Source organism: Paracoccus binzhouensis (assembly GCF_016446475.1).
Lineage (GTDB): Bacteria > Pseudomonadota > Alphaproteobacteria > Rhodobacterales > Rhodobacteraceae > Paracoccus > Paracoccus binzhouensis.
Genome location: NZ_JAEHFP010000019.1, coordinates 14,671 through 35,368, shown reverse-complemented (window position 1 = coordinate 35,368; position 20,698 = coordinate 14,671). Strand labels below are relative to the sequence as shown.

The window sequence follows — 20,698 nt, the reverse complement described above, 5'->3', positions numbered from 1 at the left end:
CCCTAATGCCTGTCGTCGATCCTTGGCAGGAACCAGGCCAGCAGCCCGGCCAGCGGCAGGAAGGCGCAGAGCCGATAGACCGTCTCGACGCCACGGCTGTCGGCCAGTCCGCCCAGGATCGCCGCCGCGATGCCGCCCAGGCCGAAATTCAGCCCGTAGAACAACCCGCCGATCAGCCCGATGCGGCCCGGCATGAGCTCCATCGCGTAGATCAGGATCGAGGCGAAGGCGCTGGCCATGATCAGATTGATCGCCACCGTCAGCACTCCGGTCCAGAACAGGTCGGCATAGGGCAGGATCAGCGTCAGCGGCAGCGGCCCCAGCACCGAGATCCAGATGATGCGATAGCGCCCGATGCGGTCACCGACGATGCCGCCGATCAGCGCCCCCGCCGCCGAGGCCAGCAGGAAGACGAACAGCATCATCTGCGCCGAGGGGATCGACAGCCCGAAGCGTTCGATCAGGTAGAAGGTATAGAATGAGCGGAAGCTCTCGCCATAGGCGTTCTTGGAAAACATCAGCAGCGTCAGCACCACCAGCCCGATGCCGATGGTCAGGGGTGCATGCGGGACATGGCCGCGGCCGTCCTTGCGGGCGGCCGAGCGCATGGCCACGAATTCGGCGCTGATCTGGCGCTGCCGGCTGCCGATCCAGACCAGCATCATCATCGCCATCAGCGCCGCCACCGCGAACCAGGCCAGGCTGGGCTGGCCCCAGGGCACGATGACCAGCGCCGCGAAGACCGGGCCGAGCGCGCCGCCGGCCTGGCCGCCGACCTGGAAGATGCCCTGCGCCAGCCCCTGCCGGCCGCCGGCGGCATAGCGCGCCATCCGCGTCGCCTCGGGGTGGAAGATCGACGAACCGATGCCGATCAGCGCCACCGAGACCAGGATGATGCCGTAGCTGTGCGCGAAGGCCAGGCTGACCAGCCCCGACAGGGTGAACATCATCCCCACGACCGGCGAATAGGGCGCCGGATGGCGGTCCGTCACCAGGCCGATCACCGGCTGCAGCAGCGATCCGGCGATCTGGAAGGTCAGGGTGATCATGCCGATCTGCACGAAATCCAGCGCATAGGCATCCTTGAGGATCGGATAGGCGGCGGGGATCAGCGACTGCATCATGTCGTTCAGCAGATGCGTCAGGCCCAGCATGACCAGCACGGTCACATGGGTTCTGGCGCGGGCGGCGGGCATGGTGGCGGTGGTCATGTCGGCAAGCTTTCCGGGAAGGGCGCGGGCAGGATGTCCGGGGCCTCGGGCCATATCTGTGGCCCGAAAGCGCGGGATGGGCAAGAGCGGCCGGCTGGGCGCCGCCGAGCGGGTTTTCAGCGCCATGCGGGCAGGTAGCCCGGCCCCGCGTCGCTTGGACCTCGCGGCAGCTGGAACCAGAGGGGCGGAACGGACATCGCCATCGCGGCGTCACCTAGTCCCCGCCACCGGCAAGGCAGCCTTGGAAAACCGGGTGCCGGGCGCGGGACGCATGATTCGCTCTGCTGCGCGGGCATGGCGTTTCCCCGGGGCGAAGGGATCCCGGCCGTGTGGCCTTCCGGGCCGGCCATGGGGCTTGGCGTCGGCCTGGCCAGCGCCGTCATGCAGTTGACCGGGATCCTGCATCCGCCGACAGGCGGCGATCCGCTGCCGGTGATTCTGACCGGCTCCGGCTGGTCCGTCCTGTGCGTGCCGATCCTGGCGGGAACCGTGACGCTGGTCCCGGCGCTGCGGCAAGCGCCGGACGGGCAGGCATCCGGGACCGGAACGCCTGCCCGCTGGGGTTGCTCAGACCTCTTGCGCGGTCATCTCGTAGGAAAACGCCTTGGCGTCCAGTTCGTTCAGCCGGCCCCGGGCGTCCAGACCCTGCGGATACATCAGGAAGGGCAGGGCCGGGGCGCCGTCCGCGCCGGGCAGGGTCACGTCGCTGGCGGTGTTATAGGCGATCCAGTTGCCTTCCCAATTGCCGAACAGCGCTGCGTTGACCGGCGCGACCAGCGGATCGGCCGGGTCCTTGATCCAGCGGTCGGTTTCGGCCCGCATCACCTTCAGCACATCCGCCGGGTCCATCGCCACCCAGCCATGGCCCGTCAGCCAGACCTCGGCCCGGCAGTGCTGCGCCCCGGTCACCTCCGGGCTGTTCGCGCCCAGCTGCTTGTAGCCGAAGGCCGAGGGCGCCACCCGCACGCCGTAGATGTCGCGTGCCGGCACGCCCGAGGCGCGGGCCAGCCCCACGAACAGTCCGTTCAGATCGGCGCATTTGCCGCCCAGTCCGGCCGTGGTCAGCGTGGCCCGGATGTCGCCGGGCCCGCAGCCGGGAGTGTCCAGGTTGCGATGGCAATGGGTGACGATCCAGGCATAGATCGCCGCGACCTTCTCGCGGTCGGTGGTGGCCCCCTTGGTGATCTCGCGCGCGCGTTCCAGCACCACGCCGTCCAGCGGTTTGAGGCTGGAGCCCTTCAAGGCCGCCTCCAGCACCGCCGGATCTTCCTGCACCTCCGAGGTGCGATTCCAGTCCACCACGCGATTGCGGGTCTGGATGCGGCTGACCAGCTCGACCGTAGGTTCGGCGACCGAGGCGTCGAAACGTGCGTGCAGCATCCGTGCCCCGCTGGCCGGATCTGTGACGAAGGCTGCCTGGCTGGCATTGCCGGTGAAGCCGTGATCCAGGCTGCGCTGGTAATCCGTCTCGACCGCAGGCACCGGCAGCCAGACCTGCGTCGCGCCTTGCGGCGCCAGCCGGACCCGCGTGCGCAGCTCGAAGCTGCGCCAGTCGCCGGGCTGCGGGGTGAAGTCGCGGGGTTCGGGCGCCGCCCGCAGCAGGCCCGGCAGGGCGGGAACCGCGGCGGCGGCCAGGGCGAGTTTCAGCAGGTTGCGTCGGTTGGTGCGGGTCATGGCCGAATCCTCCGGGCTCGTTGGTTCGTGCCGCGGCGATGCGGGACCGCGGCAGGGCGCTGTCGTCTTGGCTTCCGGCGGCGGACAGGGTCGCGCCGGGCCGCGCCGCTTCTGTCGGGCGGGCGCGCCTTCACAGGATACGCGACCGGCAGCGGATCGGAAGAGATTTCGACGCGCCGCCGATCGTCGCTGGCGGCGGGCCGGGCCTTGGTGCCGGGACCGTTGCCGTGCCCTAGCCGCGGAAGCTGCGCCACAGGCTCAGCGCCGCATCCGACAGGTCGCCCAGCCGCGCCAGCACATGTTCGCGCTCCAGCGCCGGGCCGTCGCCGGCGCGATCCAGCCGCTGCAGCAGCCGCAGGATCCGGCGGCGATGGATGCCGGTCATCGTCTGCACCGGATCGGCGACCAGCCCGGCAAAGGTGGTCAGGACCGAGGCGAGCATGGCCAGCACCACGCCGGTCAGCACCACCTCGGCCGTGGAGAGCTCGCGCGGGAAGGCGCCATACCACATGCGCCCGGCCCAGCTTCCCAGCGCGAAATTCTCGACAGCCTGCGCCTGCGCCCGCAGCTGCGCGATCGGCCCGGCCAGCGAGATCACTCCGGGCGTGGCGCGGTGGACCAGCAGCAGCCCCGCAAGCAGCACCAGCAGCGAGGTGGTAATCTCGGACACCGCGTTGCGGGTCTCGGCATAGGCCGAGACGGCGCGGGCCACGGTCCCGGGCGGCGCCCTGGGGGCCAGGCCCTTTGCCGCCAGATCGTCGATGAAGCCGGCCAGGTCCGCCTCGATCCGCCGGGCCACGTCGGAGGACAGGAAGATCTGCCGGCGCGCCAGCCAGTCGCCCGCCCGGACCAGCCCGATGCGCCGCAACAGCGGCGCGACCAGCCGCACCAGCAGGAACAGCGGCGACAGCATGACATTGACCGGCGCGCGCAGCAGGTCGCGGCCAAGCGCGTGGCGATGCAGGGCCAGCGTGCCGCGCAGCCCGTAGCGGGCGCGGACGAAGCGGCGGACCTCGGTCTCGCGCCGGGTCAGCGGGCGGGTGTCGGCGGGTTGCAAGGCCATGGGCGCGGTCCCTCGAAGGATCGCGCCCAATCTAGGCATCGCGGCAGGGCCGCTCAATGCCGAAGACTCAGATCAGCGTCACCAGCCCCAGGCCCAGGGTCGAGATGAACAGCCAGGCCAGCGCCCCCAGCGCCAGCGGCCGGATGCCCTTGGCGCGCAGCTTGCGGATGTCGGTTTCCAGCCCCATCGCCGCCAGCGCCATGGTCAGCAGGAAGGCGGTCAGGCGGACGACCTCGGCCTGCAGCGCCTCAGGCAGGGGCAGGGCGCTGTTCAGCAGCACCACCGCGACGAAGCCCAGCACGAACCAGGGCGTCGGCGCCGCGCCATGCGCGGCCTTGCCGCCCCGGCGGGCCAGCGTGCCCAGCACCAGGATCAGCGGCGCCAGCATGATGACCCGGCTGAGCTTGGCGACGGTGGCGGCCTGCCCGGCCTCGGCGCCGTGCTGGAAGCCGGCGCCGACCACCTGCGCCACCTCGTGCACGGTGGCGCCGACCCAGATGCCGTAATGCGAAGCCCCCATCGCCAGCATCCCGCCCAGCACCGGCATGGCCAGCATCGACAGCGAGCCGAAGACCGTCACGCAGGCGATGGCATAGGCCACGTCCTCGTCCGAACCGCGGGTGACGGTATTGGTCGCGATCACCGCCGAGGCGCCGCAGACCGAGGTGCCGGCTGCGATCAGCTCGGCCAGCCGCGCCTCGACCCCCAGCGCCCGGCCGGCCCATCTGGTGAAGACGAAGGTCGCGGCCAGCGTCACCGAGATCACCGCCAGCCCCGGCAGGCCCACCGCGCGCAGTTGCGCCAGCGTCAGCTGGAAGCCCAGCAGCATGATGGCAAGGCGCAGCACCCGGCGCAGCGAAAAGCCGATACCCGGCCGTGCCGCCTCAGGCGTGCCTGCCAGGTTGCGCAGCGCCATGCCCAGCACCATCGCCACCACCAGCGGGCTGAGCGCCGGGATGCCCGAAAGCCGCTGCACCGCCGTCGCGGCGACCGCGATGGCAAAGGTCAGCCCCAGCCCCGGCAGGGTGGTGCCCAGCCAGCTGCTGAGGACGAGAGAATTTTGTCGGCTCTGCTCGGTCGAGGACATGGTTGCGTTCCTTTGCCTTTTTGGCGGAACATGGTCCCGGAACGATGTTCAATCCATCGCATTATATTTGCAATATCGTTCGATTTTCCTTATTAATTGCGCATGACCCTGGAACAGCTCCGCATCTTCCTGGCCGTGGCCGAGCGCCAGCACGTCACCCGCGCGGCCGAGGCGCTGAACCTGACGCAATCGGCGGTCAGCGCTGCCGTCTCGGCGCTGGAGGCGCGGCATGGCGTGCGGCTTTTCGACCGGGTGGGACGGCGCATCGTTCTGACCGAGACGGGCGAGGCCTTCATGGCCGAGGCCCGCGCCGTGCTGGACCGCGCCGAGACCGCCGAGATGGTGCTGGAGGATCTGGCGCGCGAGCCGCGCGGCCGGTTGCGGGTCCATGCCAGCCAGACCGTCTCGAGCTACTGGCTGCCGCCGCGGCTGGTGGCGTTGCGCGAGATGCATCCGGGAATCGAACTGCGCCTGACCGTCAGCAACACCACCCAGGTTGCCGATGCGGTGCAGGAGGGCGGCGCCGATCTGGGGCTGGTCGAGGGCGCGGTGGCGCATGGCGATCTGCACCGGCAGGTGGTGGCGCGCGACCGGCTGGTGCTGGTCATGGGCGCCGGGCATCCCTGGGCCGGGCGCGACGCGGTGCCGCCGGCCGAGCTGGCCGCGCAGAGCTGGGTGCTGCGCGAGCCGGGCTCGGGCACGCGCTCGGAATTCGAGACCTGGCTGGGTGGGCGGGGGCTTTCCGTCGCCGCGCTGCCGGTGGCGCTGGAACTGCCCTCGAACGAGGCGGTGCTGGGCGCGGTTGCCGCCAGCCATTGCCTGGCGGCGCTGTCGCAGCGCGCGGTGGCGCGGCCGGCCGCCTCGGGCTGGATCCGTACCCTGCCGCTGGACGGAGCCGAGCGGCCCTTCTTGCTGCTGACCAACCCGCGGCGCCACCGCACCCGGGCGGTGCAGGCATTGATCGACATCCTGACCGAAGAAGGCTTCGCGGCCGGCCTGCCCTGACACGAAAAGGCCTGCGCCATCGGGAGGAAGGCGCAGGCCGTCTTCTCGGCAGGCCGTGGCGGGACCGTCGCGCAGGTCCCGCCCGGCCCGCGAGGGAGACCTCGTTACCCGTGCTGGGCCGCCGGCTGCGGCATCGGGCTGGTCTGGGACAGGTTCTGCGGCGCGTCCCCGTCCAGCGTGTCCAGCGCCGGCATGTCCTCGCCATCGAGGATGCGGCGGGCGCGGTCGCGGTCGATATCCCCCACCCAGGCGGCGACGACCACGGTGGCGACGCAATTGCCCAGGTAGTTCCCCAGCGCCCGGGCGATGCCCATGAACCAGTCCACCGACAGCACCAGCACCAGGCCGATGGCGGGGATGGTCGGGATCGCGGCCAGGGTCGCGGCCAGGATCACGATGGCCGAGCCCGGCACCCCATGCGCGCCCTTCGAAGTCACCAGCGCCACGCCCAGAATGGCCAGCAGGTCGGTGGTGGAGAGCGGCGTGTTGGTGGCCTGGGCGATGAACACCGCCGCCAGCGTCAGGTAGATCGAGAAGGCGTCGAGGTTGAAGGAATAGCCGGTCGGCACCACCAGGCCCACGGTCGAGTCCTTGATGCCCAGATGCTCCAGCTTGCGCATGGTCTGCGGCAGCACCGAATCGCTCGAGGCGGTGCCGGCGACGATGCCGACCTCGGTGCGCAGGTAGCGCAGCAGCTTGAAGATGCTGAAGCCGGCCATCCGCATCACCAGGCCCAGCACCACGAAGACGAAGATGGCGATGGTGACGTAGAACAGCCCGACCAGCGAACCCAGCTGCGCCAGCGAGCCGATGCCGTATTGTCCGACGGTGAAGGCGATGGCGCCGAAGACGCCCAGCGGCGCCAGCCGGACGATGAAGCCCATGATCTTGAAGGTGACGTCGCCGGTCAGCTCGATCATGTGCAGCAGCGGCTTGCCGCGCTCGCCCACCAGCGACAGGGCGCAGCCGAACAGGATGGCGACCAGCAGCACCTGCAGCACGTCGCCCTGGGCGAAGCCGCTGACCATGGTGGTCGGGATCAGCTTCATCAGGAAGGCGATGGTGCCTCCGTCGCTGACCTCATGCGCCCGGTCGACATAGGCCGACAGCGCCGAGGCATCCAGCTGGCTGACGTCGATGTTCATGCCGTGTCCGGGGCCGAACAGATAGGCGATGGCGATGCCAAGCGCCAGGGCGATGGTGGTGATGACCTCGAAATAGATGATGGCGCGGACGCCGACCTTGCCGACCTTTTTCAGGTCGCCCGCGCCGGCGATGCCATGCACCACGACGCAGAACACGATGACGGGGATCAGCATTCTGATAAGCTTGATGAAGCCGTCCCCCAGCGGCTTCATCTTGGCGGCGAATTCGGGCGCGAAGAAGCCGGCGGCGACCCCCAGCACCAGCGCGACGCAAACCTGTCCAAACAAGGACCTGGACCAATTCGGCATGTGTTTCCGTTCCTCCCTGTGACGGAAGGGGCGGGCTGCGGCCCGGCATGTCCTGGATGCGTCATTTCCGCATCGGCGGCACGTGGTCGCGGCTGGCCCCTCATGCGTCAAGTGTTGGCGAATGCCGCATCCGTGTCTAATATTGATTTGCCGCTGATCTATACGGTGATGCTATGAGAATGCGCCAGCTTCGCTGTTTCGTCGTCCTGGCCGAGGAGCTGAACTTCACCCGTGCAGCCCGGCGGCTGAACATGTCGCAGCCGCCGCTGAGCACGCAAATCCAGACACTTGAGCGCGAAGTCGGTGCCGAGCTGATCGGCCGCACCAGCCGCAAGGTGGCGCTGACCCGGGCGGGCGAGCTGTTCCTGCCCCGGGCGCGCAACATGCTGGACCAGTATGAACGCAGCCTGCACGAGATCCGCGAAATCCAGCAGGGCCAGGACGGTTTGCTGGAAATCGGCGCAACCGGCTCGATCCTGCGCGGCGGCCTTTCCGAGCTTCTGGCGCATTTCGCCCGGCTGCATCCGCGAATCACCCTGCGCGTCCACGAACAGACTCCGGCCGCGCAGCTCACCGAGGTGCTGAGCCGGCGCACCGATGTCAGCTTCAACCGCTCGGTGCCGCGCGACGAGGAACTGGCGCATGAATACGGCTGGCGCGAGGAGATGCTGGCGCTGGTGCGCAGCGATCACCGGCTGGCCGGGCGCACCTGCGTCTCGATCGACGACCTGCGCGAGGACCAGCATGTGGTGCTGCGCCCGGACAGTTCCGATTTCGCCGCCTATGTCATGGCCTGCATCGTTGCCTCGGGCTATCGGCCGCGGGTCTCGCAGCAGGTGGTGGACGCACAGTCGATCCCCAGCCTGATCGTGGCGGGCTTCGGGGTCAGCATCGTGCCGGCGGGCATCGCCAAGCTGACGGCGGGGCCGCTGACCTTTCTGCCGATCCGGCCAAATCCTCCGGTTTCCGAGGTCTATATCGTCTATCACCACCGCGACCCGGCCCCGGCGCTGCAGCTGTTCCTGGCCGAGATCCGTCGCAGCCTGGGCCACGATCCGGCCGGCCCGCGACGCTAGCGGGTCCGGCCCGGACCGCGTGGCGGCCTGCTGGGAAACGGTGAAAGATGCCTCGACCCTGCGCGCGCCCGGCGGCATCATCGCCCCCGGAGGTGCCCGATGACCCTGATGCTGCGAATGCTGCGCAAGCTGGCGCAGATGAACCGCCTGGCCAATGCCCGGCTGCACCGCGCCTGCGCCGCCCTGCCCCCCGGCGCATACGAGGCGCCGCGGCCGTCCTTCTTCGGCTCGATCCGTGCGACGCTGAACCATATCCTGCTGGTCGACCGCTTCTATATCGGCGCGCTCGAAGGCCGGCCGCTGGACGAGGCGGTGCTGGCCGAGGCGCGGGACTGCCCCGACCTGGCGCGGCTGGCCGAATGGCAGGCGCGGATGGACGAGCGCCTGCTGGCATTGGTCGCGGCGCTGACCCCGGACGCCCTGGCGGAAATCGTGCCGGTGGACCGGGGCTCGCGCGTCCAGCACGACCGCCGCGACGACCTGCTGTCGCATCTGTTCCAGCACCAGACCCATCACCGCGGCCAGGTGCATGGCCTGCTGTCGCAGGCCGGGGTGCCGCCGCCGCAGCTCGACGAGTTCATCGTCGGCGACGATGCGGCGGCGCGGGCCGAGGACATGGCGCGGCTCGGCTGGACCGAGGATCAGCTGATGCGGCCCTAGTTTCGCTTTGACTTGCGGGCCGCGACAGGATAGGCGGGCGGCTTGGCTCCGCGTTCCGGGCCGGCGGGCCGTTGGGAGGGCCCGGCCGCAAAGGGGAATGGTGCCTTCACCCGGATGCCCCGCATCCCCTTTCTGGCGAAGAAGATGAACGAACATGATATTGCCGCGCCCCTGGCCGCGGCGCTGGCGGCCAAGGGCTATGCCAGCCTGACTTCCGTGCAAGAGGCCGCCCTGGCCCCCGAGGCGCGGGGCCGCGACGTGCTGGTCTCGGCCCAGACCGGCTCGGGCAAGACCGTGGCCTTCGGCCTGGCCATGGCCGGCGACATCCTGGACGGCGACAGCCTGCCCGAGGCGGGCCGGCCGCTGGCGCTGGCCATCGCGCCGACGCGCGAGCTGGCCTTGCAGGTGGCGCGCGAGCTGGGCTGGCTCTACGAGCAGGCCGGCGTGCGCATCGCCACCTGCGTCGGCGGCATGGACTATCGCACCGAGCGCCGGGCGCTGGAGCGGGGCGCCCATATCGTCGTCGGCACCCCCGGCCGGCTGCGCGACCATATCGAGCGCGGCTCGCTGGACCTGACCGGCCTGCGCGCCTGCGTGCTGGACGAGGCGGACGAGATGCTGGACCTGGGCTTCCGCGAGGACCTGGAATTCATCCTCGGATCGGCGCCGGCCGAACGCCGCACGCTGCTGTTCTCGGCCACCGTGCCGCCGGCCATCGAGGCGCTGGCCCGCGACTTCCAGCGCGACGCGCTGCGCATCCAGGCGATGGGCGAGGCGCGTCAGCACGGCGACATCGAATATCGTGCCCTGTCGGTGACCACCCGCGACCGCGAGCACGCGATCTTCAACACCCTGCGCTATTACGAGGCCAGCCGGGCGATCATCTTCTGCAAGACCCGCGCCAATGTGAACCACCTGCTGGCGCGCATGGGCAATCGCGGCTTCAAGGTCGTGGCGCTGTCGGGCGAGCTCAGCCAGCAGGAACGCAGCCATGCGCTGCAGGCGCTGCGCGACGGGCGGGCGCGGGTCTGCATCGCCACCGACGTGGCGGCGCGCGGCATCGACCTGCCGGGGCTGGAACTGGTGATCCATGCCGACCTGCCGACCAATCCCGACACGCTGCTGCACCGGTCCGGCCGCACCGGCCGGGCGGGCGCCAAGGGCACCTCGGTGCTGATCGTGCCCTCGGCGGAATACAAGCGGGCGCAGCGGCTCTTGCAGCGCGCCAAGCTGGTCGCGGACTGGGGCAAGGCGCCCTCGGCCGACGAGGTGCAGGCCCGCGACGACGCGCGCATGCTGGACCATCCGGCGCTGGCCGAAGCGCCGGGCGAGGAGGCGGGGCTGGCCGCCGCGCTGCTCGACCGCTTTGGCGCGGAACGGGTCGCATCGGCCTTCGTGCGGCTGTGGCGCGAGGGGCGCCCGGCGCCCGAGGAGCTGTCGGAAAGCGTGGGCCCTGCGCCTTCTGCGCCACGCGAACGGGGCGAGTTCGGCCCGGCGGTCTGGTTCCTGCTCTCGGTCGGCCATTCCGGCCGGGCCGAGGCGCGCTGGTTGCTGCCCAAGATCTGCGAGGCGGGCAACATCACCCGTGACGCCATCGGCGCGATACGGGTCAAGACCGAGCAGACCTTCGTGCAGATCGCCGCCGCCGCCGCGCCGAATTTCGGCGAGCGGATCGAGCTGGAGCCGGGCCTGACCATGCGCCGGATCGAGGGCGAGCCGGTCTTCGACGCACCCGCGCCGCGCGACCGGAAGCCGGCGCGCCATGGGTATTCGGACAATGGCGAAGCGACAGGGGCGGCGTCCCCCGCGCGCGAGAAGAAGCCGCATCGCGCCCAGGCGCCGCGCTCCGCGCGGCCCGAAACGCCGGAGCCCCGCTTCGAGGACAGACCCAAGGCCGAAGCGAAGCCCAAACCGGCCCGGCGTCCGGCGCTGCTGGACCCCGACGAAGTGAAGCCCCGCGCGGCCCGTTCCGCGGCGGAAGCCGAACCGGCGGAAGCGCCGCGCAAGGCCCGCTGGAGCAGCGAGAAGAAGCAGGCGCAGAAGGCCGCCGCGCCGAAACCCGGGCCGCGGGCGGGCCTGAAATCGGCCGGCTTCAAGTCGCATGGCGCGCTGCGCGACGACCGGCCGGTCCGGGGCGAAGGCGCCGAGGCGCGGCCGAAACGTGCCGTGGGCTTCAAGTCGCACAAGGCCGCGGGCGGCTGGCAGGGCAAGGGCGGCGACAAGCCGTTTCGCGCCGGGCCGAAAACCGGCAAGCGTTAACGCGCCGTCGCCAGAGCCAGCCCGTCCACCACGGCGGTGAAGGCGCCGGCGCGCAGAAGCTGCGCGCCGGGGCAAAGCCGCAGCGCCTCGTCGGCGACCAGTCCCATCAGGCTGGAGCCGCCGACCAGGATGATGCTGCCGACCTGATCCGGCGCGATGCCCGCCAGCCGCAGCGTCTCGGCGGCGGCTTCGTGGAGTTCGGCGCGATGGCCCGCCAGCGCCGCGTCGAGCGAGGCGGGCGAGATCGCCGGCGCCAGCCCCGGCGCGACGAATCCCATGGCGATCTGCGCGCCCTCGCCGGCATTGGCGGCGATCTTGCCGCGCTCGACGGCGAAGGCCAGCTCATGGCCCAGTTCCTCGTCCAGCACCGTCACCAGGCGGTCCATGGCGGCGCGGTCCACCGCCATGCGGGCCATCCCGGCGGCCATGCGCCGCGTCTGGGGCACATAGAGGAAGGGGATCTTGGCCCAGGTCGCCAGGTCGACATAGATCGCGTTCGGCACCGGCAGCAGCCCCGGCCCCATGGCGCGGCGCAGTTCGCCGCCATAACCCAGCGCCGGCATGGCATGGCTCAGCGAGACCTGCTGATCGAAATCCGTGCCGCCCAGCCGGATGCCGTGATTGGCGAGGATGTCCAGCCCGTCGCCCCGGCTGCGGAAGGCCGAGAAATCCGAGGTGCCGCCGCCGATATCGACGATCAGCCCGATCTCGTCCGGCCGGCCAAGGCCGTGGCTGGCCAGCGCCGCCGCCTCGGGTTCGGGCAGGAAGGCGACCTCGTCGAAACCTGCCGCCAGATAGCAGCCGTGCAGGTCGGCCTGGGCCTGCGCGTCGCGCGCCGGGTCGTTCGAGTGGAAATGCACCGGCCGGCCGGAAAGCGCGCGGCGGAAGCGGCGTCCGGTCGCCGCCTCGGCCCGCTCGCGCAGGGTGGCGAGGAAGGCGGCGACGATCTCGGACAGGGTGCGGCGCTTGCCGGCGATCAGTCGCGATTCGTGGAACAGCCCGGTCCCGAGCACGCTTTTCAGCGCCCGCATGTAGCGCCCCTCGTCGCCCGCGATCAGCGCCTGGGCCGCCGCCGCGCCGATGCGCATGGTCCCGTCGCGGGCCGGGAAGAACACGGCGGTGGGCAGGGTCTCGGCCCCCGGCTCGATGGCGATGCGCCGCGGCCGGCCGTCCTGCAGGATCGCCGCGGCCGAGTTCGAGGTCCCGAAGTCGATGGCGAGCATGTCGTCTGGCATTTTCCTGCGCCCCGTTCCCGCAAAGCCCGGGCGGATAGCCTGTCCGGCGGCGCGGCGCAAGCGGGCTCAGAACAGCCCGGCCAGTGCCCGCGCCCCGGCCAGTCCCGCGGACAGCGCCATGACCCCCAGAGCCAGCCCGCGATAATGCCGGGCGTCGAGACGGCGGAACAGCTGGCCCCCGACCCAGGTGCCCGCGATCAGCAGCGGCAACAGCGCCAGGCTCAGCCCCAGCGTGCGCAGATCCACCGCCCCGGCGACGGCCAGCCCCGGCAGGGTGATCAGCGCCGAAACGAAGAAGAAGATCATCATCGAGGCCCGGGCCCGCACTGCCGGGGTGCCGCTGGCGACGAAATAGGCCACGGTGGGCGGGCCGGGCATGGCGGCGAGGCTGCCGAACAGGCCCGACAGTGCCCCGGCCGCCAGGGTCACGCCGGGGCCCGGCGCCAGGCGGCGATGCGGCTGGTGCAGCATCATGCCCAGCCCGGCCAGTGAGATCGCGGCGATGGCGAGCCGCCCGGCATCGGGATCGAACAGCGCCAGCGCCGCGATGCCGAAGGGCATGCCCAGCAGCGAGCCCAGCGACAGTCGCAGCACCGCAGCGCGGTCATAGCTGCCGCGCAGGTGCATGAGGTCGCGAAAGCCGATCATCACCTGCAGCAGGATGGTGCTGGCTACCGCCACGCGCGGCTCGACGACCAGCGACATCAGCGGCACCGCCGCCAGGGCGAAGCCGAAGCCGGTCAGGCCGCGCAGGATGGCGGCGCCGAAGACGGCGGCGGCGATGGGCAGGAACCAGGGCATGATCTCTTGCAGGCAGGTGCGGCGTCCCCGCGCCGCGGCGGCAGGGGAACGCGCCCGCCTTAGCCGCCGCGCCGGCCGGCGTCCAGAGCGGGCCGGGCCGGTGGCCCACCGGGTGTGGCGTGATGGGAACGGGGAGGGATCCCCGCCCATCATCCAGGGATCAGCCGCGCTGCGCCCGCCAATGGTCGATGCCGGCCTGCGCCACCGCCTGGTCCTGCGCCGGGCTGCCGGACGAGACGCCGATGCCGCCGACGGTCTGGCCGTCATGCTCGACCGGCAACCCGCCGCCCACCACGATCAGCCGCCCGCCGATGGCCGAGGAAATCCCCCAGGCCGGTGCGCCGGGCTGGCTGGCGGCGCCGTATTCATGCGTGGCCTTGCGCGCCGCGGCGGCGGTGAAGGCCTTGTCGATGGCGATGGTCGCCGAGGTCACCTTGCCGCCATCCATGCGCGAAAAGGCCAGCAACTGCCCGCTTTCGTCGGTGACGGCGATGCACATGGGCACGCCGATCTGCCGCGCATGGGCCTCGGCGCCGGCGATCAGCAGGCGGGCGTCCGCCTGGTCCAGTCGGGTGATGGTGAGCATGGTTCCTCCTCTGAAAATCCTTGGCCTTGCGGGTCATTCCGCCGGTGCGCGGCCGGGCAGGGGCACAGGCGCGGCGGCGCGTCCCAGCGCGGGCAGGTAGCTTTGCGGCGACAGGCGCAGGGCCAGCAGGCCGACCAGCAGCACCGCGGCCAGGTGGAGCTCCCACCCCGCGGCAAAGCTGCCGGTCCGGTCATGCAGCGCCGCCAGCAGCCAGGGCGGCAGGGCCGCCAGCAGGAAGCCGCCGCCCTGCATCAGCGCGGCAAGGGCGCCGGCCTCGGCCGGGTCGGGCAGGTGGTCCAGCGCCACCACCATCATCAGCGAGAAGCAGCCGCCAAGCCCCGCGCCCAGCAGGAAGGCGGTCAGATGCGGCGCGGCCTCGGGGCGCAGCGCCAGGGCGGCGAAGCCCAGGGCCTGCATGGCGAGGCAGCCGAGCAGCCAGGGCCGCCGGTCGCTGCCGCGGCTGGCCAGCACCGGCGTCAGCAGGGCCGAGACCGCCTGGCCCACCGCCAGCAGTGCCAGCAGCCCGCCGCTGGCGCCGGCCGTCCAGCCCAGATCGCGAAAGGCCGGCGAAAGCCAGGCCACCGACGAGGAATAGCCGCCGTTGATCAAGCCGAAGCAGGCCATCAGCAGCCAGACCCGCGGCCGGCCCAGCCAGCCCCGCAAGGCCAGGCCGCCACTGCGGCCGCCCCCCGTTTCTCGGGGCAGGGCAAGGGCGACCAGCAGGGCCGTCAGCGCCGCGGGCAGGGCCAGCCAGCCAAGCGCCAGCCGCCAGCTGCCGCTCCAGCCGGCGATCAGCGGCGCGGCCTGGGCGCCGAAGGCGCCGCCGCCCATCATCATCGAGGCATATAGCCCCATCGCCAGGCTGATGCGGTGCGGGAACTGGCGCTTGATGACGGCGGGAAACACCGCCTGCACCACCGCCGCGCCAAGCCCCAGCAGCACGGCCGAACCCAGCATCTCGGCCGCCGAATGCGCGGCCAGCCGAAGGGCCGAGCCCAGGGCCAGCACCAGCAGCGCCGCGACCGTGGCGCGCTTCGCGCCCAGCCGGGCCTGCAGGCCCGGCCCGAAGAAGGCGCCCGCGCCCATCAGCAGGATCGGCAGCAGGGTCAGCAGCGACAGGCCCTGCAGGGAAAGGCCGGTATCGGCCAGGACCGGGCCCGCCACCGGGCCCAGCCCGGTCAGGAAGGGGCGCAGCGCCAGGCCGACCAGCGCCACGACAGCCAGCATCCAGGGCCGCGGATCGGCCGCGGGTTTCGCCTTGTTCGCGGTCACTGGTCCTGTCGCTCCTTCTTGCGGATCGGCGGCGCGCCATGCGAAAGCCGGGGCCGGTTGCCTGCAGGCCCTGTCCGGCGATGCGATCCTGCGGCACGATAGCCCGGTCGCCGCAGGCTGATAATCAACAATATCAAAATACAGACACAATATTTTATCAATAATCGGCCTGCATACCGGCATTGCGGCCCTTGCAGTGCGCTGCGGGGCTGCCTTTATCGGCGGAACCCCGTGATGCCGCACAGGTCTTGTCCGGTCCTTGCTATACGCCGGACGTGCATTATGGCTTAACGGAACAATCTGAAATTGCCGGAGATGCGCGATGGCATCCGTTCTCATCAACCTTGCGATATTCGCCGCCCTGATCGTCGCCCTGGTCCGCCTGCAGGGCGGCCAGCTGTCGCTGTCGGTGCGGGTCTTCATCGGCCTGATCCTGGGCACCCTGTTCGGGATCGGGCTGCAACTGGTCCATGGCCTGGAATCCGAGGCGCTGCAGACCACGATCAACTGGATCAACGTCGTCGGCAACGGCTATGTGCAGCTTCTGCAGATGGTGGTGATGCCGCTGGTCTTCGCGGCGATCCTCAGCGCGGTGGCCCGGCTGCACGACGCTTCGGCGCTGGGACGGATCTCGGTGCTGACGCTGGGCACGCTGCTGTTCACCACGCTGATCGCGGCCTTCGTGGGCGTGGTCATGTCGCTGGTCTTCGGCCTGACCGCCGAGGGCCTGGCCCAGGGCGCGGCCGAGACGGCGCGGCTGACGGCGCTGGAAAGCAACTATGCGCCCAGGGTCGCCGACCTGACCGTGCCGCAGCTGCTTCTGTCCTTCATCCCCAAGAACCCCTTCGCCGACCTGACCGGGGCCAATCCGACCTCGATCATTTCGGTGGTGATCTTCGCGGCCTTCCTGGGCGTCGCCGCGATCCGGCTGGTGCGCCGCGACGCGGAACGCGGCCGCAGCCTGCTGGCCCTGATCGACGTGCTGCAGGGCTGGATCAGCCAGCTGGTGCGGCTGATCATGGCGCTGACCCCTTACGGCGTCATGGCGCTGATGACCAAGATGGCGGCGACCTCGAACGCGGCCGACATCCTGAACCTCGGCAAGTTCGTCATCGCCTCGTATATCGGCCTGGCGATCATGTTCGTGGTCCACGCCGTGCTGCTGACCCTGACCGGGGTGAACCCGCTGCTGTTCTTCAAGAAGATCGTCCCGGCGCTGAGCTTCGCCTTCTCCAGCCGCTCCAGCGCCGCGACCATTCCGCTGAACGTCGAGATCCAGACCCGCCGCCTGGGCATCCCGCAGACCATCGCCAGCTTTTCGGCCTCGTTCGGGGCCACGATCGGGCAGAACGGCTGCGCCGGGCTCTATCCGGCGATGCTGGCGGTGATGGTGGCGCCGACCGTCGGCATCAACCCGACCGATCCGGGCTGGATCATCACGCTGCTGGCCATCGTCACCCTGTCCTCGGCCGGGGTGGCCGGGGTCGGCGGCGGCGCGACCATGGCGGCGCTGATCGTGCTGCCGGCCATGGGCCTGCCGGTGACGCTGGTGGCGCTGCTGATCTCGGTCGAGCCGCTGATCGACATGGGCCGCACGGCGCTGAACGTCTCGGGCTCGATGACCGCCGGCACCGTCACCTCGCAATTGCTGGGCCAGACGGACAAGGCGGTCCTGCAGAACAGCGAGGCGGGCGAGCTGCAAAGCGCCTGAGCCGCCGGCTCAGGCATGGGCATCCCTGACCGGGCTGCGCGAGAGGGCGATCAGCCTCTCGCGCAGCCGCATCGCCAGCGGCGACAGCGGCCGGCGCTTGAGGTCGAGCAGGTAATAGGGCGAGACGCGGATCTCGTGCGGGACCTGCAGCACCGAGAAGCCGGCCCCGACCGGCGGCCGGATCAGCAGCTCCGCCACCTCCTCGGACATCGGCGCCACGGCGTCGCATTGCGCCAGATAGGCGATGGTCAGCAGAAGCGAGGGGCTGTTGACGATGTTGCGGGGCTCGGCCAGGCCGACATCGGCGAATGCCGCCAGCGCCGCCTCGCGGATCGGGGCGCCGCGGCTTTGCATCACCCATTCCTGGCCCGCGAGTTCCGTCAGCGTGACCGAGGAAGAGCGGCTAAGCGGATGGCTTGACCGCACCAGGAACGACACCTTCTCGTCCCGCATCGGCAGGATGTTGAAGTCCTGGCTGTCGAATTCCGGCAGGATGCGGGCCAGCACGAAATCCATCTCTCCGGCGGCCAGATGGCCCAGGAGCTCGCGCGAGGGCATGACGTCGACGGTGATGTCGGCATCCGGCGCGGTCTGCTTGATCTCGCGGATGGCGGTGACCAGATAGCCCACCGCCGGGCCGGTCACCGCGCCGACCCGCAGCGAGCCGCCGAAGCCCTCGCGCAGCGCCCGCACGTCGGCGGCCATGCTGAACATCTCGCGCAGGATGACGCGGGCGCGGCGCAGGACGGCGCGGCCGATCTCGGTCGGCTCCATCCCCTTGGGCTGGCGCAGGAACAGCTGGGCGCCGACCTGGTTCTCGATCTCGGCCAGCATGCGCGAGGCGGCCGGCTGGGTCATGCCCACGGTTTCGGCCGCAAGTTGCAGCTGGCCATGCTCTGCGATCTGCTGGATCAGGCGCAGCTGGGCGGGTTTCAGCATCAGGCGGGCGGGAGGCAGGGACATGTCAGCGACGATATGCAGATTGCGGATCGCGTGACCTTATCATCATGTCGCGCAAAAGCCAGGCCCTTGCCGGCGGCAGGGGGCGGGGCCATCGGAACCGTCGATGTTCCTGCCGCAACTTCCAGGAAAACTAGGTTTCCTCGAAGATCGCGGCGATTTCCTCCTCGGGGCAGCCATTGGCGAGCATGGCGGCCAGCAGGATGCGGGCCTGTCCGGGCCGCAGCAGCCGGGCATGGATCGCGCCGGCGCGCTTCATGTCATGGCCGCCGCCGCCGCCGCCATAGATCGGCGCCAGGATGCCCTCGGGGACACGGCTGGACACCACCACGGTGATGCCCTGGGCGCGGGCGCGGGCGATGGCTGCGACCAGTTCCGGCGAGGCATTGCCCGACCCCAGCGCCGCGACCACGATGCCGCGGGCGCCGGCGGCGATGCTCGCGTCCAGGTGCACGCCGTCGCTGCCGGGGTGGGCGGCGACGATATCGACCCGCAGCCCGGCGATCGGGGCGGGCAGGGCGCGGTGCAGTCCCGTGCCCTCATGCGCCACGCAGCGAAAGGCATCCGCCGAATCCGTGGCGAACTTGTAGAGGCCCCAGACCGGGAATTGTCGGTCGCCGAAGGCCACGGTCACGTCGGCACCGCCCTGCAGCACCTTGTCGAGCGCCAGCGCCAGGTTGGCGGTTCCGTCGGATCGCGGGTGGTCCGAGGCGAATTGCGCGCCGGTGAACACCACGGGCTTCGCCGGCAGGTGCTGAAGCTGCACCAGCAGCGCGGTTTCCTCCATCGCGTCGGTGCCGTGCAGCACCACGATGCCGGCCAGCCGCGGATCCGCAAGCTGTGCGCCGACCGCATCGCTGATGCGCTGCATGTCGGCCAGCGTCAGGCTGGCGGAATCGCGTGCCAGCAACTCCTGCGGGCGCAGCTCGACCGCCACCGGGGGCAAAAGGTCCAGCAGGGCCTGGCCGCTGAGGCTGGGGCTGGCCGAGCCATCGGCCCCGCGGCTGCTGGCGATGGTGCCCCCGGTGGCCAGCACGGCCACCAGCGGCTTTTCGGCAATGACGGTCACGACGCGCCCTGCATGTTTGCGATCTCCTCCTCATGCTGCTGCGCGATGCTGTGGATGCGGTCGCGCGCAAGATGCCACCCTATCACCAGCGCGGGCACGATCACCAGCAAAGAGGCGACGGTCCAGGTGCCGATCGGATAATCGAAGGCCATCAGCACCACCACGCCCAGCAGGAAGGCCAGCGTGGCGACGCCGGTGAAGGGGGCGCCGAACATGCGGAACGCAGGGCGCGCGATCTCGCCCTTGCGCGACAGGTGCCAGAGCTTGAGCTGGCAAAGCACGATCACCCCCCAGGCGGTGATGATGCCGAGGGCGGCCACGTTCATGGCGATCTCGAAGGCTGCGGCCGGGACGATGGCGTTCAGGATCACCCCCAGCACGGTGACGAAGGCGGTGACGGCGATGCCCATATAGGGCACGCCGGCCTTGTTCATCCGCGCCAGCGCCGCCGGGGCCGAGCCCGAGACCGCCATGGAGTGCAGGATGCGCCCGGTCGAATAGAGGCCCGCATTCAGCGAGGACAGCACCGCCGTCAGCACCACCAGGTTCATGATGATGTCGGCGCCCTCGATGCCGATCGCGCCGAAGAAGGTGACGAAGGGGCTCTCGCCGGCCTTGTAGGCGGTATAGGGCAGCAGCAGCGACAAGAGCAGCACCGAGCCGACATAGAAGACCACCAGGCGGAAGACGACGGTGCGGATCGCGCGCGGCATGACCTTGCGCGGGTCCTCGGTCTCGCCCGCGGCGGTGCCGATCAGCTCGATCGAGGCATAGGCGAAGACCACGCCCTGGATGATCAGAAGCGCCGGCAGGATGCCGTTCGGAAACAGGCCGCCGCCCTCGGAGATCAGGTGCAATCCGGGCGCATGGCCGGCGATGGGCGTGCCGCTGACCACGAAATAGATGCCGATCAGCAGGAAGGCGAGCAGCGACAGGACCTTGATCAGGCTGAACCAGAATTCCAGTTCGCCGAAGACCTTGACCGACAGCATGTTCATCGCCAGCACCACCACCAGCGCCGCCAGGGCAAAGACCCATTGGTCGATGCCGGCCAGCCAGGGCACATAGGCCTTGAAGAAATTCATGTAGACGGCGACGGCGGTGACGTCGGCCACCGAGGTCATCGCCCAGTTCAGCCAGTACATCCAGCCGGCGGCGAAGGCCAGCTTCTCGCCATAGAACTCGCGCGCATAGGACACGAACGAGCCCGAGCTGGGCCGGTGCATGATCAGTTCGCCCAGGGCGCGCAGCACCAGGAAGGCGAAGAAGCCGCACAGCGCATAGACCAGCACCAGGGCCGGGCCGGCGCTGGCCAGCCGGCCGCCGGCGCCCAGGAAGAGCCCGGTGCCGATGGCGCCGCCGATGGCGATCATCTGGATCTGGCGCGGCTTGAGTTCCTTGTGATAGCCGAGCTCCTCCTCGGCGAACACCTGGCCTTCGGCCGGGGTGGTTTGATGAGACATGTCTCCTCCGCTCTGCTTCGCGCCGCGGCCACCTCCTGCCTTCGGCGCGTGAATGAATTATCTGTAATGCTGTCTGACAGATTTTGCATTTAGTAATCCGACCGCGGCGGCG

The 20,698-nt window shown here is 70.4% G+C and carries 17 protein-coding genes and 1 pseudogene; 6 read left to right on the top strand and 12 right to left on the bottom strand.

Annotation, left to right across the window (positions count from 1 at the left end; translation table 11 throughout):
• Window positions 1–2: 2 nt before the first annotated feature.
• Window positions 3–1,211, bottom strand: a complete 1,209-nt coding sequence (locus I9P22_RS07120) for an MFS transporter (RefSeq protein ID WP_199258660.1) — start codon at window positions 1,209–1,211, stop codon at window positions 3–5.
• Between the two features lie 294 nt (window positions 1,212–1,505).
• Here I9P22_RS07120 and I9P22_RS24840 point away from each other — a divergent pair.
• A pseudogene (locus I9P22_RS24840) lies at window positions 1,506–1,700 on the top strand (HPP family protein); the annotation flags it as partial.
• 78 nt (window positions 1,701–1,778) lie between these two features.
• Here I9P22_RS24840 and I9P22_RS07110 read toward each other — a convergent pair.
• The 3 genes from I9P22_RS07110 to I9P22_RS07100 all read right to left on the bottom strand — a co-directional run bounded on the left by I9P22_RS07110 (window position 1,779) and on the right by I9P22_RS07100 (window position 5,035).
• Window positions 1,779–2,885 (bottom strand): transglutaminase-like domain-containing protein, encoded by a 1,107-nt coding sequence (locus tag I9P22_RS07110; RefSeq protein WP_199258659.1) that lies wholly within the window; start codon window positions 2,883–2,885, stop codon window positions 1,779–1,781.
• 232 nt (window positions 2,886–3,117) lie between these two features.
• Complete coding sequence (locus I9P22_RS07105) at window positions 3,118–3,948, bottom strand: DUF6635 family protein (RefSeq protein ID WP_199258658.1); 831 nt, start codon at window positions 3,946–3,948, stop codon at window positions 3,118–3,120.
• Between the two features lie 67 nt (window positions 3,949–4,015).
• Window positions 4,016–5,035, bottom strand: a complete 1,020-nt coding sequence (locus I9P22_RS07100; RefSeq protein WP_199258657.1) for a YeiH family protein — start codon at window positions 5,033–5,035, stop codon at window positions 4,016–4,018.
• A gap of 102 nt (window positions 5,036–5,137) precedes the next feature.
• On the opposite strand from I9P22_RS07100, the gene I9P22_RS07095 reads away from it, so the two are divergent.
• The gene (locus tag I9P22_RS07095; protein WP_199258656.1) at window positions 5,138–6,040 is read left to right on the top strand and encodes a LysR family transcriptional regulator; all 903 of its coding nucleotides are present in this window, start codon (window positions 5,138–5,140) and stop codon (window positions 6,038–6,040) included.
• A gap of 104 nt (window positions 6,041–6,144) precedes the next feature.
• Here the strand turns inward: I9P22_RS07095 and I9P22_RS07090 are convergent, their stop codons facing one another.
• Window positions 6,145–7,494, bottom strand: a complete 1,350-nt coding sequence (locus I9P22_RS07090; RefSeq protein ID WP_269846633.1) for a C4-dicarboxylate transporter DctA — start codon at window positions 7,492–7,494, stop codon at window positions 6,145–6,147.
• Window positions 7,495–7,673: 179 nt separating this feature from the next.
• Between I9P22_RS07090 and I9P22_RS07085 the strand changes: the two genes are divergently transcribed.
• The 3 genes from I9P22_RS07085 (at window position 7,674) to I9P22_RS07075 (ending at window position 11,489) form a co-directional block, all read left to right on the top strand.
• Complete coding sequence (locus I9P22_RS07085; protein ID WP_233253264.1) at window positions 7,674–8,570, top strand: LysR family transcriptional regulator; 897 nt, start codon at window positions 7,674–7,676, stop codon at window positions 8,568–8,570.
• A gap of 99 nt (window positions 8,571–8,669) precedes the next feature.
• Window positions 8,670–9,230, top strand: a complete 561-nt coding sequence (locus I9P22_RS07080; RefSeq protein ID WP_233253263.1) for a DinB family protein — start codon at window positions 8,670–8,672, stop codon at window positions 9,228–9,230.
• 144 nt (window positions 9,231–9,374) lie between these two features.
• The gene (locus tag I9P22_RS07075; RefSeq protein ID WP_233253262.1) at window positions 9,375–11,489 is read left to right on the top strand and encodes a DEAD/DEAH box helicase; all 2,115 of its coding nucleotides are present in this window, start codon (window positions 9,375–9,377) and stop codon (window positions 11,487–11,489) included.
• Here I9P22_RS07075 and I9P22_RS07070 read toward each other — a convergent pair.
• The 4 genes from I9P22_RS07070 to I9P22_RS07055 all read right to left on the bottom strand — a co-directional run bounded on the left by I9P22_RS07070 (window position 11,486) and on the right by I9P22_RS07055 (window position 15,383).
• Window positions 11,486–12,724 (bottom strand): Hsp70 family protein, encoded by a 1,239-nt coding sequence (locus I9P22_RS07070; RefSeq protein WP_199258653.1) that lies wholly within the window; start codon window positions 12,722–12,724, stop codon window positions 11,486–11,488. The two genes, I9P22_RS07075 and I9P22_RS07070, sit on opposite strands and share 4 nt — an antisense overlap.
• Window positions 12,725–12,790: 66 nt before the next feature.
• The gene (locus I9P22_RS07065; RefSeq protein WP_199258652.1) at window positions 12,791–13,525 is read right to left on the bottom strand and encodes a sulfite exporter TauE/SafE family protein; all 735 of its coding nucleotides are present in this window, start codon (window positions 13,523–13,525) and stop codon (window positions 12,791–12,793) included.
• 160 nt (window positions 13,526–13,685) lie between these two features.
• Window positions 13,686–14,111: a GlcG/HbpS family heme-binding protein gene (locus I9P22_RS07060; RefSeq protein ID WP_199258651.1), complete on the bottom strand. Its 426-nt coding sequence runs from the start codon at window positions 14,109–14,111 to the stop codon at window positions 13,686–13,688.
• Window positions 14,112–14,144: 33 nt separating this feature from the next.
• On the bottom strand, window positions 14,145–15,383 hold the full coding sequence (locus tag I9P22_RS07055; protein WP_332909010.1) for an MFS transporter: 1,239 nt from the start codon (window positions 15,381–15,383) through the stop codon (window positions 14,145–14,147).
• A gap of 322 nt (window positions 15,384–15,705) precedes the next feature.
• Here I9P22_RS07055 and I9P22_RS07050 point away from each other — a divergent pair, with 322 nt between their 5' ends.
• On the top strand, window positions 15,706–17,094 hold the full coding sequence (locus tag I9P22_RS07050; RefSeq protein ID WP_199258650.1) for an L-cystine transporter: 1,389 nt from the start codon (window positions 15,706–15,708) through the stop codon (window positions 17,092–17,094).
• A 9-nt stretch (window positions 17,095–17,103) separates the two neighbouring features.
• Here the strand turns inward: I9P22_RS07050 and I9P22_RS07045 are convergent, their stop codons facing one another.
• From I9P22_RS07045 to I9P22_RS07035, 3 genes are all read right to left on the bottom strand, one after another.
• Window positions 17,104–18,057 (bottom strand): LysR family transcriptional regulator, encoded by a 954-nt coding sequence (locus tag I9P22_RS07045; RefSeq protein ID WP_199258649.1) that lies wholly within the window; start codon window positions 18,055–18,057, stop codon window positions 17,104–17,106.
• A 130-nt stretch (window positions 18,058–18,187) separates the two neighbouring features.
• Window positions 18,188–19,123: an asparaginase gene (locus tag I9P22_RS07040; RefSeq protein WP_199258648.1), complete on the bottom strand. Its 936-nt coding sequence runs from the start codon at window positions 19,121–19,123 to the stop codon at window positions 18,188–18,190.
• On the bottom strand, window positions 19,120–20,586 hold the full coding sequence (locus I9P22_RS07035; RefSeq protein ID WP_199258647.1) for an amino acid permease: 1,467 nt from the start codon (window positions 20,584–20,586) through the stop codon (window positions 19,120–19,122). Before I9P22_RS07035 ends, I9P22_RS07040 begins: the two co-directional genes overlap by 4 nt.
• Between the last annotated feature and the right edge of the window lie 112 nt (window positions 20,587–20,698).